The organism is Polaromonas sp. (assembly GCF_039930745.1).
GTDB lineage: Bacteria > Pseudomonadota > Gammaproteobacteria > Burkholderiales > Burkholderiaceae_C > Polaromonas.
Window position 1 is genome coordinate 91,349 of sequence record NZ_JBDTTH010000008.1, and the last position, 13,097, is coordinate 104,445.

General features: G+C 61.9%; 14 protein-coding genes and 1 pseudogene. 11 read left to right on the plus strand and 4 right to left on the minus strand.

Annotated elements, in window-relative coordinates:
• Positions 1-45: 45 nt before the first annotated feature.
• Positions 46-375, minus strand: a pseudogene (locus ABI660_RS05075) (FAD-binding domain-containing protein); the annotation flags it as partial.
• A 152-nt stretch (positions 376-527) separates the two neighbouring features.
• On the opposite strand from ABI660_RS05075, the gene ABI660_RS05080 reads away from it, so the two are divergent.
• The 6 genes from ABI660_RS05080 (at position 528) to ABI660_RS05105 (ending at position 5,248) form a co-directional block, all read left to right on the plus strand.
• Complete coding sequence (locus tag ABI660_RS05080; RefSeq protein ID WP_348065596.1) at positions 528-1,115, plus strand: YqgE/AlgH family protein; 588 nt, start codon at positions 528-530, stop codon at positions 1,113-1,115.
• A complete protein-coding gene (gene ruvX / locus ABI660_RS05085) occupies positions 1,115-1,528 on the plus strand; it encodes a Holliday junction resolvase RuvX (RefSeq protein ID WP_348065598.1) in 414 nt (137 codons plus the stop codon). The genes ABI660_RS05080 and ruvX overlap by 1 nt, the downstream gene beginning before the upstream one ends.
• Positions 1,525-2,037, plus strand: a complete 513-nt coding sequence (gene pyrR, locus ABI660_RS05090) for a bifunctional pyr operon transcriptional regulator/uracil phosphoribosyltransferase PyrR (RefSeq protein ID WP_348065600.1) — start codon at positions 1,525-1,527, stop codon at positions 2,035-2,037. Before ruvX ends, pyrR begins: the two co-directional genes overlap by 4 nt.
• Positions 2,038-2,095: 58 nt before the next feature.
• Positions 2,096-3,058, plus strand: a complete 963-nt coding sequence (locus tag ABI660_RS05095; RefSeq protein ID WP_348065602.1) for an aspartate carbamoyltransferase catalytic subunit — start codon at positions 2,096-2,098, stop codon at positions 3,056-3,058.
• Between the two features lie 148 nt (positions 3,059-3,206).
• Entirely contained in the window at positions 3,207-4,499 is a 1,293-nt protein-coding gene (locus tag ABI660_RS05100) for a dihydroorotase (RefSeq protein WP_348065604.1), read from the plus strand.
• Between the two features lie 5 nt (positions 4,500-4,504).
• Entirely contained in the window at positions 4,505-5,248 is a 744-nt protein-coding gene (locus tag ABI660_RS05105) for a lysophospholipid acyltransferase family protein (RefSeq protein WP_348065606.1), read from the plus strand.
• A 17-nt stretch (positions 5,249-5,265) separates the two neighbouring features.
• On the opposite strand, the gene ABI660_RS05110 is transcribed toward ABI660_RS05105, so the two are convergent.
• Positions 5,266-6,330 carry an ABC transporter ATP-binding protein gene (locus ABI660_RS05110; protein WP_348065608.1) on the minus strand — a complete coding sequence of 355 codons (1,065 nt, stop codon included), beginning with the start codon at positions 6,328-6,330 and terminating at the stop codon, positions 5,266-5,268.
• A 115-nt stretch (positions 6,331-6,445) separates the two neighbouring features.
• Between ABI660_RS05110 and ABI660_RS05115 the strand changes: the two genes are divergently transcribed.
• The 4 genes from ABI660_RS05115 to ABI660_RS05130 all read left to right on the plus strand — a co-directional run bounded on the left by ABI660_RS05115 (position 6,446) and on the right by ABI660_RS05130 (position 9,580).
• A complete protein-coding gene (locus ABI660_RS05115; protein WP_348065610.1) occupies positions 6,446-8,056 on the plus strand; it encodes an iron ABC transporter permease in 1,611 nt (536 codons plus the stop codon).
• 178 nt (positions 8,057-8,234) lie between these two features.
• On the plus strand, positions 8,235-8,456 hold the full coding sequence (locus tag ABI660_RS05120) for a CsbD family protein (protein WP_348065612.1): 222 nt from the start codon (positions 8,235-8,237) through the stop codon (positions 8,454-8,456).
• Between the two features lie 68 nt (positions 8,457-8,524).
• Positions 8,525-9,097: a hypothetical protein gene (locus ABI660_RS05125; RefSeq protein ID WP_348065614.1), complete on the plus strand. Its 573-nt coding sequence runs from the start codon at positions 8,525-8,527 to the stop codon at positions 9,095-9,097.
• A 255-nt stretch (positions 9,098-9,352) separates the two neighbouring features.
• Positions 9,353-9,580 carry a sulfurtransferase TusA family protein gene (locus ABI660_RS05130; protein ID WP_348065616.1) on the plus strand — a complete coding sequence of 76 codons (228 nt, stop codon included), beginning with the start codon at positions 9,353-9,355 and terminating at the stop codon, positions 9,578-9,580.
• Positions 9,581-9,599: 19 nt separating this feature from the next.
• Here ABI660_RS05130 and galU read toward each other — a convergent pair whose 3' ends face one another.
• On the minus strand, positions 9,600-10,529 hold the full coding sequence (gene galU, locus ABI660_RS05135) for a UTP--glucose-1-phosphate uridylyltransferase GalU (protein WP_348065618.1): 930 nt from the start codon (positions 10,527-10,529) through the stop codon (positions 9,600-9,602).
• Between the two features lie 92 nt (positions 10,530-10,621).
• On the opposite strand from galU, the gene ABI660_RS05140 reads away from it, so the two are divergent.
• Positions 10,622-11,641, plus strand: a complete 1,020-nt coding sequence (locus ABI660_RS05140; protein ID WP_348065620.1) for an NAD(P)-dependent oxidoreductase — start codon at positions 10,622-10,624, stop codon at positions 11,639-11,641.
• Between the two features lie 125 nt (positions 11,642-11,766).
• On the opposite strand, the gene ABI660_RS05145 is transcribed toward ABI660_RS05140, so the two are convergent.
• Positions 11,767-13,097: class I tRNA ligase family protein (locus ABI660_RS05145; protein WP_348065622.1), on the minus strand; the 1,331-nt coding region annotated here is incomplete at its 5' end.

A 13,097-nucleotide genomic window follows, 5' to 3' on the forward strand; every position in this document is an offset into this window, starting at 1 on the left:
AAGAGCAAGCTACCCTGCAAATGATTTCTTGACGGGTGCATAACGCTACAGGGTCCGCACTCGCGCCTCGTCATGCCGCACGATGGGGAGAGGGTCGTTTTCACCCAAGCGAACACCGGCGCCAGCCAGCTCCAGGGGTGTGGCCAGCCAGGGGCTGTGCAGGCTGGCCCATACAGGGCGGCCAGCTGCGGCAGGTATCTGTGGATGAACTTTCCCGCGGCATCGAACTTCTCGCTCTGGCTGACCGGCTTGAAGATGCAGAAATAAGATTGGCATCGCAGCCGCTGCTGGACGCCCATTGCCAACCGCCGTTGCTGTTGGCGGACAGGTCAAAATCGTTGAGCTGTCAGCGAAATATCTTTCACCCCGGCGCCAGTGCCATGGTTTCCTCGCGCTCAAAAACGACATGGTCCTTGAGTTCATGCGTCGGAATGCATCAGAGAGCCGGGAGCGCTGCGGCCACTCGGCTTGGTGCTGACGGCCGGTGGTTTTTCTCCCGGCATGCCGGCAACGCGTAAAATTCCCTCATGGCCATGGATTCTGCATCGATCAATCTTACCCATCACTTCCTGATTGCCATGCCCGGGCTGGATGATGAGGCCTTTGCAAAAAGTGTGGTCTACATGTGCGAACACAGTGACCGCGGGGCGCTGGGGCTGGTGATCAACAAGCCCAGCGACATCAATCTTCAGGGCTTGTTCGACAAGGTGGAACTGCCTTTGCGGCGCGACGATCTGACCGACTCTCCGGTATTTCAGGGCGGGCCGGTGCAGACGGAGCGCGGCTTTGTGCTCCACGAATGCATGCTGGAGGGCAGTGAATCCGCATACGCCTCGACCATGACGATTCCGGGCGGGCTGGAGATGACCACTTCCAAGGATGTGCTGGAAGCCCTCTCGACCGGCGCCGGACCGCGCAAGGTGTTTGTCTCCCTCGGTTACTCGGCCTGGGGTCAGGGGCAGCTGGAGTCCGAGATTTCAGACAACAGCTGGCTGACCGTGGAAGCGGACCTGTCGCTGATTTTCGACACCCCGGTTGAGCAGCGTTATGACAAGGCGCTCCTGCTGCTCGGCCTGCAGAGCTGGATGTTGTCGCCCGATGCAGGGCACGCGTGATGGACGTGGCCCGGCCCGCCGTGACCGCTGAGCTGCAAACATTTCTCGCTTTCGATTTTGGTCTCAAACGCACCGGTGTCGCCACCGGAAACCGGCTCACGCGCACCGCGACGCCGCAGGGAAGCATTGCCGCAGAAGGCGATGCCCGGTTCCCGGCCATCGCGCTGAAAATCAGGGAATGGCAACCTGATGCGCTGGTGGTCGGCATTCCCTTCCATCCGGATGGCGCCAGTCATGACAACACCGCGCGGGCACGCAAGTTCGCCCGCCAGCTGCGCGGCCGTTTCGGCCTGCAGGTGTTCGAGGTCGATGAGCGCTACAGCACCACGGAAGCCCTGTCTCAGGGCGCCCCGGATGCGGATGCGGCGTCTGCCTGCATAATCCTCGAGCAGTTTTTAAGGAGTCTTTCATGACCAGCCTGACCCTGGATGCCGAAGCGCTCTACCGGGAGGTCTTGCGCAGCATGCGCCAGCTTTTGACAAGCTACGATCACCCGCCCCGGCTGGTGGGGGTGGCTTCCGGCGGGGTCTGGCTGACCGAACGCCTTTGCGCCGACCTGGGCTTGGCCGATACACCCGGCACGCTGTCTTCGGCCATGCATCGCGACGATTTTTCCCAGCGCGGCCTGTCAGCGAGCGGCCAGACTGTGCTGCCTTTCGATGTCAACGGTGCCGACCTGATCGTGATTGACGATGTGCTTTATACCGGGCGCACCATTCGGGCCGTGCTCAACGAGCTGTTTGATTACGGCCGGCCGGCCAGCGTCAAGCTGGTGGTGCTGGTGGACCGCGGCGGTCGAGAGTTGCCGATACAGGCTGACTTTGCAGCCGCCCGGGTGGCACTCCCGGCGTCGCAATCACTGGCGCTGGCGCGCGGTGATGATGGCAGGTTCAGTTTTCAGGTGCAGGGGGTGACCCCATGATCCCTTGTGTTGACGGCCCGGAGGCCTACTTTTTTGTCGTTTCGCGAAAGGCCTGACAGTGTTGTACCGACGAAACCCGCAGCTCAATAAAAACGGTGAACTGATTCACCTGTTGTCCATTGAGGGCCTGCCCCAAGCCACCCTCACGCACATCCTCGACACCGCAGCCAGTTTTGTCAGCGTCAGCGACCGCGAGGTGAAAAAAGTGCCCCTGCTGCGCGGCAAGAGTGTGTTCAATCTCTTCTTCGAAAACTCCACCCGCACCCGTACCACCTTCGAGATCGCGGCCACCCGGCTGTCGGCCGATGTGATCAACCTCGACATTGCGCGTTCGTCGGCCTCCAAGGGCGAATCCCTGCTCGACACCATTTCCAACCTGAGTGCGATGGCGGCCGACCTGTTTGTGGTGCGCCACAGCGAATCGGGCGCGCCCTACCTGATTGCCCAGCACGTGGCGCCGCATGTCCACGTGATCAATGCCGGAGATGGCCGCCACGCCCACCCCACCCAGGGCCTGCTGGACATGTACACCATCCGCCACTACAAAAAGGACTTCAGCAAGCTGACGGTGGCGATTGTCGGCGACGTGCTGCACTCGCGTGTTGCCCGCTCCGATATCCACGCACTGACCACGCTGGGCTGCCCCGAGGTGCGTGTCGTCGGTCCCAAAACCCTGGTGCCTGCCGACATCGCGCAAATGGGGGTGCGCGTGTGTCACACGCTCGAGGAGGGTATCAAAGGCGCCGACGTGGTGATCATGCTCAGGCTGCAGAACGAACGCATGTCCGGTGCCCTGCTGCCCAGCAGCCATGAGTTTTTCAAGAGTTTTGGTTTGACCAACGAAAAACTGCAACTGGCCAAACCCGATGCCATCGTCATGCACCCCGGCCCCATCAACCGCGGTGTTGAAATCGATTCGGCGGTCGTCGATGGCGCACAAAGCGTGATCCTGCCGCAGGTGACTTTTGGCATCGCCGTACGCATGGCGGTCATGAGCATAGTTGCCGGGAACGAAGCATGAATATGAGCCCCCACGCTTGTCGCTTCGCGTACTGCGCTGCCCCCCGGGGGGGCGCTGCGCCTGCGGCCCGGCTAAGCCGGTTCCGCGGCCCCGGCTGGTTTCGAGGATGCCCCCACGCTTGTCAGCTTATGCGCGTTGGAGACGCAACATGAAGATACTTATTAAAAACGGCCGCGTCATTGATCCGGCCTCCGGCCTTGACGAAATAGGGGACGTGGCTATCGCCGCGGGCCGCATTCTGTCGCTGAAAAACACGGTCACGGACTTTGCACCCAACCGAACCATCGACGCAACAGGCTGCATTGTTGCGCCCGGTCTGATCGACCTGTCAGCCCGGCTGCGCGAGCCCGGCTACGAACATGAGGGCATGCTCGAGAGTGAACTCGCGGCGGCCGTCGCCGGCGGCGTCACCAGCCTGGTGTGCCCGCCCGACACCGACCCGGTGCTCGACGAACCCGGACTCGTCGAGATGCTCAAGTTCCGCGCCGAAAAGCTGCACCAGTCGCGGGTGTTTCCACTGGGCGCGCTGACGCGTGCCTTGCAGGGAGAAGCGCTGACGGAGATGGTCGAGCTGACGGAGGCCGGCTGTGTCGGTTTCAGCCAGGCTGAAGTGCCGCTGGCCAACACCCAGGTGCTGTTGCGTGCGCTGCAATATGCTGCCAGCTTCGGTTACACCGTCTGGCTGCGTCCGCAAGACAGCTGGCTGGGTGGCGGTGTGGCAGCCAGCGGCGCGCTGGCGACCCGATTGGGCCTGAGCGGTGTACCCGTCGCGGCTGAAACCATTGCACTGCACACCCTGTTCGAGCTGGTGCGGGTGACCGGTGCGCGTGTGCACGTCTGCCGCATCAGCAGCGCGGCGGGCGTGGCTCTGCTCGCCAAAGCCAAGGCAGACGGCCTGGGCGTCACCGCTGATGTCAGCATCAACAGCCTGCACCTGACGGATACCGACATTGGCTACTTTGACAGCCGCATGCGCCTGAATCCTCCCTTGCGCCAGCAGCGTGACCGCGATGCGCTGCGCCAGGCCTTGCTCGACGGCACCATCGACGCGCTGGTGTCCGACCACACGCCGGTCGAAGCTGATGCGAAGACACTTCCTTTCGCCGAGGCCGAGCCGGGCGCTACCGGGCTGGAGCTGTTGCTGGGGCTGGCTTGCAAATGGGGGGAGGACAGCGGTGTAGGCGTGTCGCGCGCGCTGGCTGTGTTGACCAGCGAACCGGCCCGTATCCTGGGCGGAGCCCTGGATAGCTTTCAAGCCAGCGCCGGGCAACTGGTCAAGGGCGGTGTGGCCGACGTCTGTGTGTTTGACCCGCAGTCAGCATGGACAGTCCAGCCCGATACCTTGCGCAGCCAGGGCAAACACACGCCGTTTTCCGGCTACCAGCTGCCTGCCCGCGTGCGCTGGACCCTGGTGGGCGGGCAAGTGGCGTTCGAGGCCTGAACGGAATGCGGCAGGCGAGGGCGGTCGGGCGCCTGTTGCGTGCCCTGGCGCATATTGCAGGCGGCATGTGGACCATCCTGACGCTGTTTCCCCGGCTCGGACAGCCTGCGAGAGAAGCGCGGGTTCAGGTCTGGGCGATGACGATGCTGAAGCTGGTGGGCATCGAACTGGCTGTCAGGGGGACACCCGTGGCCGATGGCCCTGTACTGCTGGTGGCAAACCATTTGTCCTGGCTGGATATTGTGGTGTTGCATGCTTCGCGTTATTGCCGCTTTATCTCCAAGTCGGACATCAAACGCTGGCCACTGGTCGGTACGCTCGCCGGCGGCGCGGGAACCCTGTATATCGAGCGCGAATCCCGGCGCGATGCACATCGCGTCGTTCATCACATGGCCGAACGGCTGAAGCTTGGCGATGTGCTCGCTGTTTTTCCGGAAGGAACGACTGGCGACGGCATGAAGCTCAAACCCTTCCATGCCAATTTGCTGCAGGCAGCCATCGTGACGAATACGCCGGTGCAGGCGGTGGCCTTGCGTTTCGTTGACGCCGGGACGGGGCAGACCAGTTTCGCACCGCGTTATATCGATGATGATTCGATTTTCGTGTCCATCTGGGAAACACTGAATGTCCGTCACCTGCGGGCGGAAGTCATTTTTGGTGAACCGCAGCTTTGCCATGGACGGGACAGGCGCACCTGGGCGGCCGATCTGCAAAAGGAAGTGGAGCGTTTGCTGCGCGAGGGGCGCTGAGACTTCCGGCAGCGTGTCTACTCGCGCTGGAAAGTGACGACGTGGTCGACTTCGGCGCGAATCCCTATCCATTCGCCAAGCGCATGATCGTGGTGAGACGGAACGTGTGCCATCAGGGTTTCGCCGCTTTTGAGCTGGAGCGTGTATAAAAATTCCGAGCCGCGAAAGGCCTTGCGCACAATCTGCGCTTTCACTGGGGCTGCATCGTCGTGCACGATGTCATCGGCGCGTAGCAGCACATCGCACAAACCACCGGGATAGGCGCTGGGCAGCGGGCACTCCAGCACATCGCTCAGGTCGCCCAGTGCCGTTTGCACCAACACGTCGTCACCCCGCTGGGTGATCTGGGCATGTGTGAACACGCCATGCCCGATGAAGTCGGCCACAAAACGGGTTGCCGGCCGGTGGTACAGCGCATAAGCGTCATCCCACTGATGCAGCTGGCCTTCATGCATGACGCCGATCCGGTCGCCGATGGCAAAGGCTTCAAGCTGGTCATGTGTCACGAACAGCGCCGTGGCACCGGCCAGCTTCAGAATACCGCGCACCTCATGCGCCAGGCGTTCGCGCAAATCCACGTCCAGGTTGGAAAAAGGCTCGTCAAGCAGCAGCAGGCGCGGCTTCGGGGCCAGGGCGCGCGCCAGGGCCACGCGCTGTTGCTGCCCGCCTGACAGCTCATGCGGGAAACGTTTCTGTGCATTGCCCAGGCCGACCATGTCCAGCACCTCGCCGACGCGTTCCTGGCGCTGTGCAGGCCTCAGGTGTGCCAGACCAAACGCCACGTTGTGGCCCACATCGAGGTGCGGGAACAGGGCGTAGTCCTGAAACACCATGCCGATGCGGCGCTGTTCCGCGGGTACATGCTGCTTGCCGCTGCTGACGATGTCCTGTGCCAGCGAAATGGTGCCGCCCTGGGCTCGCTCCAGGCCGGCCACAGCCCGCAGCAGGGTGGTTTTCCCGCAACCGGAAGGGCCGATCAACACGCCGATCTCCCCTGCGCGCAGCCCCAGTGATACATCGTTGACGGCCGGGCTGGAGCGGCCCGCGTAATGCACCACCAAGTGGGAAAGTTCCAGGAACATGGCTGCAATTGTAGATGCTTACAATTCTCATTTGCACTCGCCCGGTCGCCCTGGCGTGTGAACGGTGATGGATACCCGGCCGATCGGCGAAAAGCCACCCTTCTTTTTGGACTTCATGCTTCGTCGTTTCATTCCGCCGGTCCTGCTGTTTCTCTTGATGGCTGTGCTCACGCTGCCGGTGCTGGCGGTGATGCTGTCCTGGCTGAAACTGGACAGCCAGTCGCTGCCCATCCTGCGGGAGATGCTGCAAACGGTTTTGCCCGAATACGCTTTTACTTCGGTGCTGCTGTGCCTGGCGGTGGGACTGGGCGTCGCGTTGGTTGGGATGGGGACGGCCTGCGCGGTCACGCTGTTTGAGTTTCCGGGCCGGCGGTTCTTTGCCTGGGCACTGCTTCTTCCGCTGGCCATGCCGGCCTATGTGGTGGCTTATGCCTACACCGACTTCCTGCAGTACGCCGGTCCTTTGCAGGGCTGGCTGCGTGCGGGCTTCGGGCTGGAAGGCCGGGTACTGCCTGAAATTCGCAGCCTGGGCGGCGCTATGCTGGTCTTCACGGTCACGCTTTATCCTTATGTTTACCTGCTGGCGCGGACCGCACTTTCCGAGCGGGCGGTGCATTTGATGGAAGCCGCCCGGCTGCTCGGTGCGCCCTTGCGTCGGCGCATTCGCGAAGTGGCCCTGCCGCTGGCCCGGCCGGCCGTGGCGGCCGGCGTTGCACTAGCGCTGATGGAGACGCTGGCCGACTTTGGTGTCTCCAGCTACTTCGGCATTCAGACCTTCACCGCCGGCATCTACAAGGCCTGGCTGGCCATGGACAACCGCCTCGCGGCGGCTCAGCTGGCCACGGTGCTGCTGCTGACCGTGGCCGTTTTGCTGAAGATCGAACACCATGCGCAAAAGCGCATGCGGTTCGCCGGTAGCCGCGGCGGCCGCGCCGGTGCCGCGGATGCCGCGCCCATCCCTTTGCGCGGCATGCGTGCCGGTCTGGTCTGGACCTTGTGTGCGCTGCCAATTGCTCTGGGATTTTTTCTGCCAGTGCTGTTCATGCTGCGTCCGCTCATGGCTGGTTGGGGCCAGCTGCCGTGGACGCAGTTTGCACGCTGGTCGCTGAACAGTGTGAGCCTGGCCGGCCTGAGTGCCGTGCTGGCGACCGGCGTGGCGCTGGGCCTGAGCTTCGCCCTGCGCCGCCAGCCCCGCTTGCTGACACGTGCTGCCGCGCAGCTGGCGAGCCTGGGCTACGCGGTGCCTGGTGCGGTCATTGTGGTCGGCCTGCTGCTGCCTGTGGGTTGGCTGCAGGCAGCGGCGCCCCAAACGTCTGTCGGCTACTGGATCACCGGAACAGCGCTGGGCATCGTCTGGGCCTATCTGGTACGTTTCACTGCCGTGGCACTGCAGTCCGTGCAAAGCGGTTACTCGCGCATTCCAGGCAGTTTTGACGACAGCGCGCATATGCTGGGCGTCACCGGCACCGGCCTGTTGGCCAGAGTGCATTGGCCGCTTCTCAAGCGCTCCGTGGGTGCCGCTGCCTTGCTGGTGTTTGTCGATGTGATGAAGGAGCTGCCTGCCACCCTGGTGCTGCGTCCTTTTAACAGCGACACGCTGGCGGTGGTCACTTACCAGCTCGCCCGCGACGAACGGCTTGGCGAGGCAGCCCTGCCCGCGCTGGCCCTGGTGCTTGTGGGTTTGCTGCCGGTGCTGCTGCTCGGACGCTCATTGCGAACGCGTTAGCAGGGGCGTAAGTCCACTGTATCTCCCAAGGCGCTCAGGCCTTCCGAGGATGTAGGCAGTCACCTACGCCTGTCAACCCTGCGTGCCTACCCGATTGAAAAGCAGGTGCTTTTAGATTGGAATTTCCTCGCCGCAGGGCTCTGGGCCGCGCGGCATACACCCATATCAAGGAGTCACCATGAACCAGGATCGTATTGAAGGCAACTGGACGCAGTTCAAGGGCAAAGTCAAGGAGCAGTGGGGCAAGCTCACCGATGATGACTTGGACATCATCGCCGGCAAGCGCGACCAATTGCTCGGCCGCATCCAGGAACGTCACGGCATTGCCCGGGACGAGGCCGAGAGACAGGTCAACGCTTTCCAGGAACGCAACCCCACCGATTTTTTTGAACGCTACTGAGTGCGCCCGGGCTCGGTTTAGGCCGGCATCAGTTTAAAAACATCAACTTCACCAAAGAGGAAACCATCATGAAATCGAAACTCATCATGTTGACGCTGGCAGCAAGCTGCGTTTTCGCCGGAAACGCGATGGCGCTGACCAAGGAAGAGTACAAAGCGCAGAAAGAACGTGTGGAAGCCGACTACAAGGCCAGCCGCGAAAAATGCGCCACTCTGTCTGCCAATGCCAAGGACATCTGCCAGGCTGAAGCCAAGGGCGCTGAAAAAGTGGCCAAAGCCGAGCTCGAGGCCCAATACAAACCCAGCCCGCGCCATGACCAGAAAGTGCTTGATGCCAAGGCCGATGCTGCGTACGACCTCGCCAAGGAAAAATGCGACGACATGGCCGGCAATGCCAAGGATGTATGCGTGAAAGACGCCAAGGCTGCCCGCACTTCGGCCAAGGCGGACGCCAAGGTCAGCAAGACCAGTGCTGACGCCAACAAGGACAGGGCCGGCGCCATGGCAGATGCCAAAAAAGACGCAGCGAGTGACAAAAATGACGCGAAATACAAGGCAGCGAAGGAACGTTGCGATGCGATGTCCGGTAATGCCAAGGACGCCTGTCAGAACGACGCCAAGGCAAAATTCGGCATGAAGTAAGAAGTAGGAAGTAAGAAAAGTAAGACAGCCCCGGGCTTGGCAAGTTTGCCCTCGGGTACCGAATTCCCGCCCCTGCCGTGCAGGGTCGGGAATTTTTTTGGTGAAATTGGCCTCTGGCCCTTATCCCTTGGGGGCAAGCAGCTACCATTTTTATAGTGTCCGGCATGCTGGGCCGGCTGCCGGCGGAGTGGAGGGTGGGCCGGTCAGCCGCATGCGCCGGAACTGCTTAAAATCGCAGCATCCAAGGACATACGCATGCACATCGATAAAGAGCTAGATACCCGTGGGCTGAATTGCCCCCTGCCCATCCTGAAGGCTAAAAAAGCCTTGGCCGAGATGAGCAGCGGTCAGTTGCTCCGGGTGGTTTCGACTGACGCGGGCTCCACCCGCGACTTCATGGCCTTTGCCAAGCAGACCGGCAACGAGCTGGTCGAGCAGCAGACGGAAGGCGGCGACTTCATTCACGTGCTCAAGCGCCGCTAAGGCAGCGCTTGGTACAGTCTTAGTCGCTCAGGGCGACGAGATTCTGCTTTCTGCGTTCCCGGCCTGACCAGCCGATTTGCAGGTTTTCGAGGTAGTTCCTGAAATAGGCGCCCACTTCGGAATGCTGCAGGGCCAATTCGACCGTGGCTTCCAGGAAGCCTTCCTTGCTGCCGCAGTCATACCGCTTACCGGTGTATTGATAGGCGTAAACACCTTCCTCGGCCATCAGCCCCGCAATGCCGTCGGTGAGCTGGATTTCCCCCCCTACGCCGGTAGGCTGGTTGCGGATGTGCCTGAAAACAGCGGGCGTCAGGATATAGCGGCCAGCCACACCCATGCGCGAGGGCGCCACCTCAGGGGCCGGTTTTTCCACCATTTTTTTGATCTTCATCAGGCCGTCAACAGCCGCTTCGGTGGCAACGATGCCGTAGCGGCGAGTCTGCTCGATGGGCACTTCCTGCACCGCCAGAATGGAATGCTGGATCTGTTCAAATTTGGCGGCCATTTGCGCCAGGACCGGCGGCTTGCCCACCATCAGGTCGTCAGCCAGCAGGACTGCAAAGGGTTCGTCGCCGACCAGATGCTCGGCGCACAGCACCGCATGGCCCAAACCCAGTGAACGTGGCTGGCGCACATAGGAAAAATCCATGTCGCCAGGGTTCATGGAGCGGACGAGTTCCAGCAGGTGGTGCTTCTTGGCGGCCTCTAGTTCGGTTTCCAGCTCATAGGCGGTGTCGAAGTGATCTTCGATGGCCCGCTTATTGCGTCCAGTGACGAAAATCATGTGGCGTATGCCCGCCGCGTAGGCTTCCTCTACCGCGTACTGGATCAGCGGTTTGTCCACGACGGGCAGCATTTCCTTGGGCTGGGCTTTGGTGGCAGGCAAAAACCGGGTTCCGAGACCAGCAACCGGGAAGACCGCCTTCTTTAAAGTTGTGACTTTTTTCATTTGCGGGAATTGGGAATGGGGCTAGAGTGTTGCGTTGCTGACACATTGTCAGTAGCAGGATAGAAAAGAATAACAGTAAACGAGGGCGCTGCGTGGACATCTTACTTCTTGATGCATTGGTTCCAGAAGCCATGGCCTGGCTTGAAACCCGGCACACGGTGGAATACCGTCCCGAACTGGCGGACGACCTGGTAGTGCTGCGCAAGGCGGCATACAAGAGCCGCGGCATCGTGTTTCCGCGGCAAACTGTGGTTACCCGCGAGTTCCTCGATTTCATGCCCAAGCTCAAGGCGGTGGGGCGCTTGCACGTGGGTACGGACAACACCGACCTGGAGGCCTGCAAGGAGCGCGGCATCAAAGTCATCCATGCCAGCAGCGCCAATGTGCGCTCGAACGCCGAGTACCTGCTGAGCAGCCTGCTGCTGCTTTACCGCCGCGGCGTCGTGTCGGCGCTGATGGGCAAGCGCCATCCGTCCACCCAGATGGGCCGCGAGCTGCATGGCAGCACGGTGGGCATTCTGGGGCTCGCCCCGACCGCGCACACGCTGGCAGGCATGCTCACGGGCTTAGGCGTGCGCTTGATCGGTTATGACCCGGCGGTTCACCACACCGCACCCATCTGGGAGCGTTTGCGCATTCAGCCCGTGACCCTGACCGAGCTGGTCAGCCAGTCCGATGCGGTATCAGTGCAGATGCTGTATGCCGCGCGTTTTCGCAGTTTTGTCAACGACAAGCTCCTGGCGGCCTGCAAACACGGGCAACTGTGGGTAGGTATCAGTCGCAGCGCGCTGTTTGACGAAACCGCGCTGGCGGCGGCCTTGTGTGATGGCCGCATTGAGGCCTGCATCCTGGATGGCGCCGAGGATAATTTCACGCGCGACGGTTCACCCGTTCGGGGGCTGAAAAACCTGTTCATCACACCCCGCCTGGGTTCGCACACCCGCGAAGCGCGCCTGCGTTCGAGCTGGTATGTGGCGCATCGCATGCATGAAGCCATCATGGCCGGGCGGCCGCGCAATATTGATTCCGTGCCCAGCGCGCCGATGGACCTGGAACTGCCCGGCGCCGTGTCGCCTTCCCAGTGGTCTGAACCGGAGTTCGTGGCCCGGTAGGGTATGGCCCCCACGGTTGCTCACTTCGTGTAGCGCCCTGCTCCCGAGGGGGCCGCTGCGCCTGCGGCCGGCTAAGCCGGTCCCGCGGGCCTTGCTTGAATTGATCCCCCGCGCTCGGCAGGGTGTTAGTTGAGCCGCGCTAGCTGGACGCGGATTTTCTCCAGGGTCGCGGTGTAGTCAATCAGGCGCTTGCGCTCCTGCTCCAGCACCGCTGGAGGTACCTTGGCCACAAAAGCCTCGTTGGCCAGCTTGGCCTGAACCTTGACGAGTTCGCCTTCGAGCCGCATGACTTCCTTGCCCAGGCGGGCTTTTTCAGCAGCGACGTCCACTTCCATGTGCAGGCAGATTTTGGCGTCGCCAATGACGGCGACCGGGGCGGCCTCGGCCGCTAGCGCCCAGTCGGCCTCACTGTCAAACACCTTGACCTCGCTGAGCTTGGCCAGCGCCTTGATGACTGGCGCGGACTGACTCATGAAAGCGTTGTCGCCGACCACGAAGAGCGGCAGCCTCGCGGCAGGCGACACCTTCATTTCGCCACGCAGGTTGCGGCAGGCATCCACCAGTGTTTTGAGCTTGGCCACATGGGCTTCGGCCTGCGCATCGATTTTGGCGGCCTGGCTTTGCGGGTAAGCGGCCTGGCCGATGTATTTACCTTTTTTCAGCCCGGCTACCGGGGCGACCTTTTGCCACAACTCTTCGGTGATGAAGGGAAGCACCGGATGCGCCAGGCGCAGGATGGCCTCAAGGGTGCGGATCAGGGTGCGGCGTGTGGCGCGCTGCTCGGCCGGTGTGCCGTTCTGGATCTGCACCTTGGCAATTTCGAGGTACCAGTCGCAGAACTCGTCCCAGACAAACTGGTAGATGCTGCCGGCCACGTTGTCCAGGCGGTAGTCGGCAAAGCCCTTGGCCACGTCGGCTTCCACGCGCTGCAGGGTCGATGAGATCCAGCGATCAGCCTGCGAGAAGGTCAGGTAGTTGTGAAACTCGCCACCGGGGGCGCACTGCTCCTTGGTGTGGTCGGCCAGGCCGCAGTCCTGACCTTCGCAGTTCATCAGTGTGAAGCGGGTAGCGTTCCAGAGCTTGTTGCAGAAGTTGCGGTAGCCCTCGCAGCGTTTGCTGTCAAAGTTGATGCTGCGGCCCAGACTGGCCAGCGATGCGAAAGTAAAGCGCAGCGCGTCGGCGCCATACGCCGGAATGCCCGCTGGAAATTCTTTCTCGGTATTCTCGCGCACTTGCGGCGCTGTCTCCGGCTTGCGCAGGCCCTGCGAACGCTTGTCCAGCAGCGGCGCCAGTTCAATACCGTCGATCAGGTCCACCGGGTCCAGCACATTGCCCTCGGACTTGCTCATTTTTTTGCCTTGCGCGTCTTTCACCAGGCCATGGATGTACACATGGTGGAAAGGCACCTGGCCGGTGAAATGCGTGGTCATCATGATCATCCGGGCGACCCAGAAGA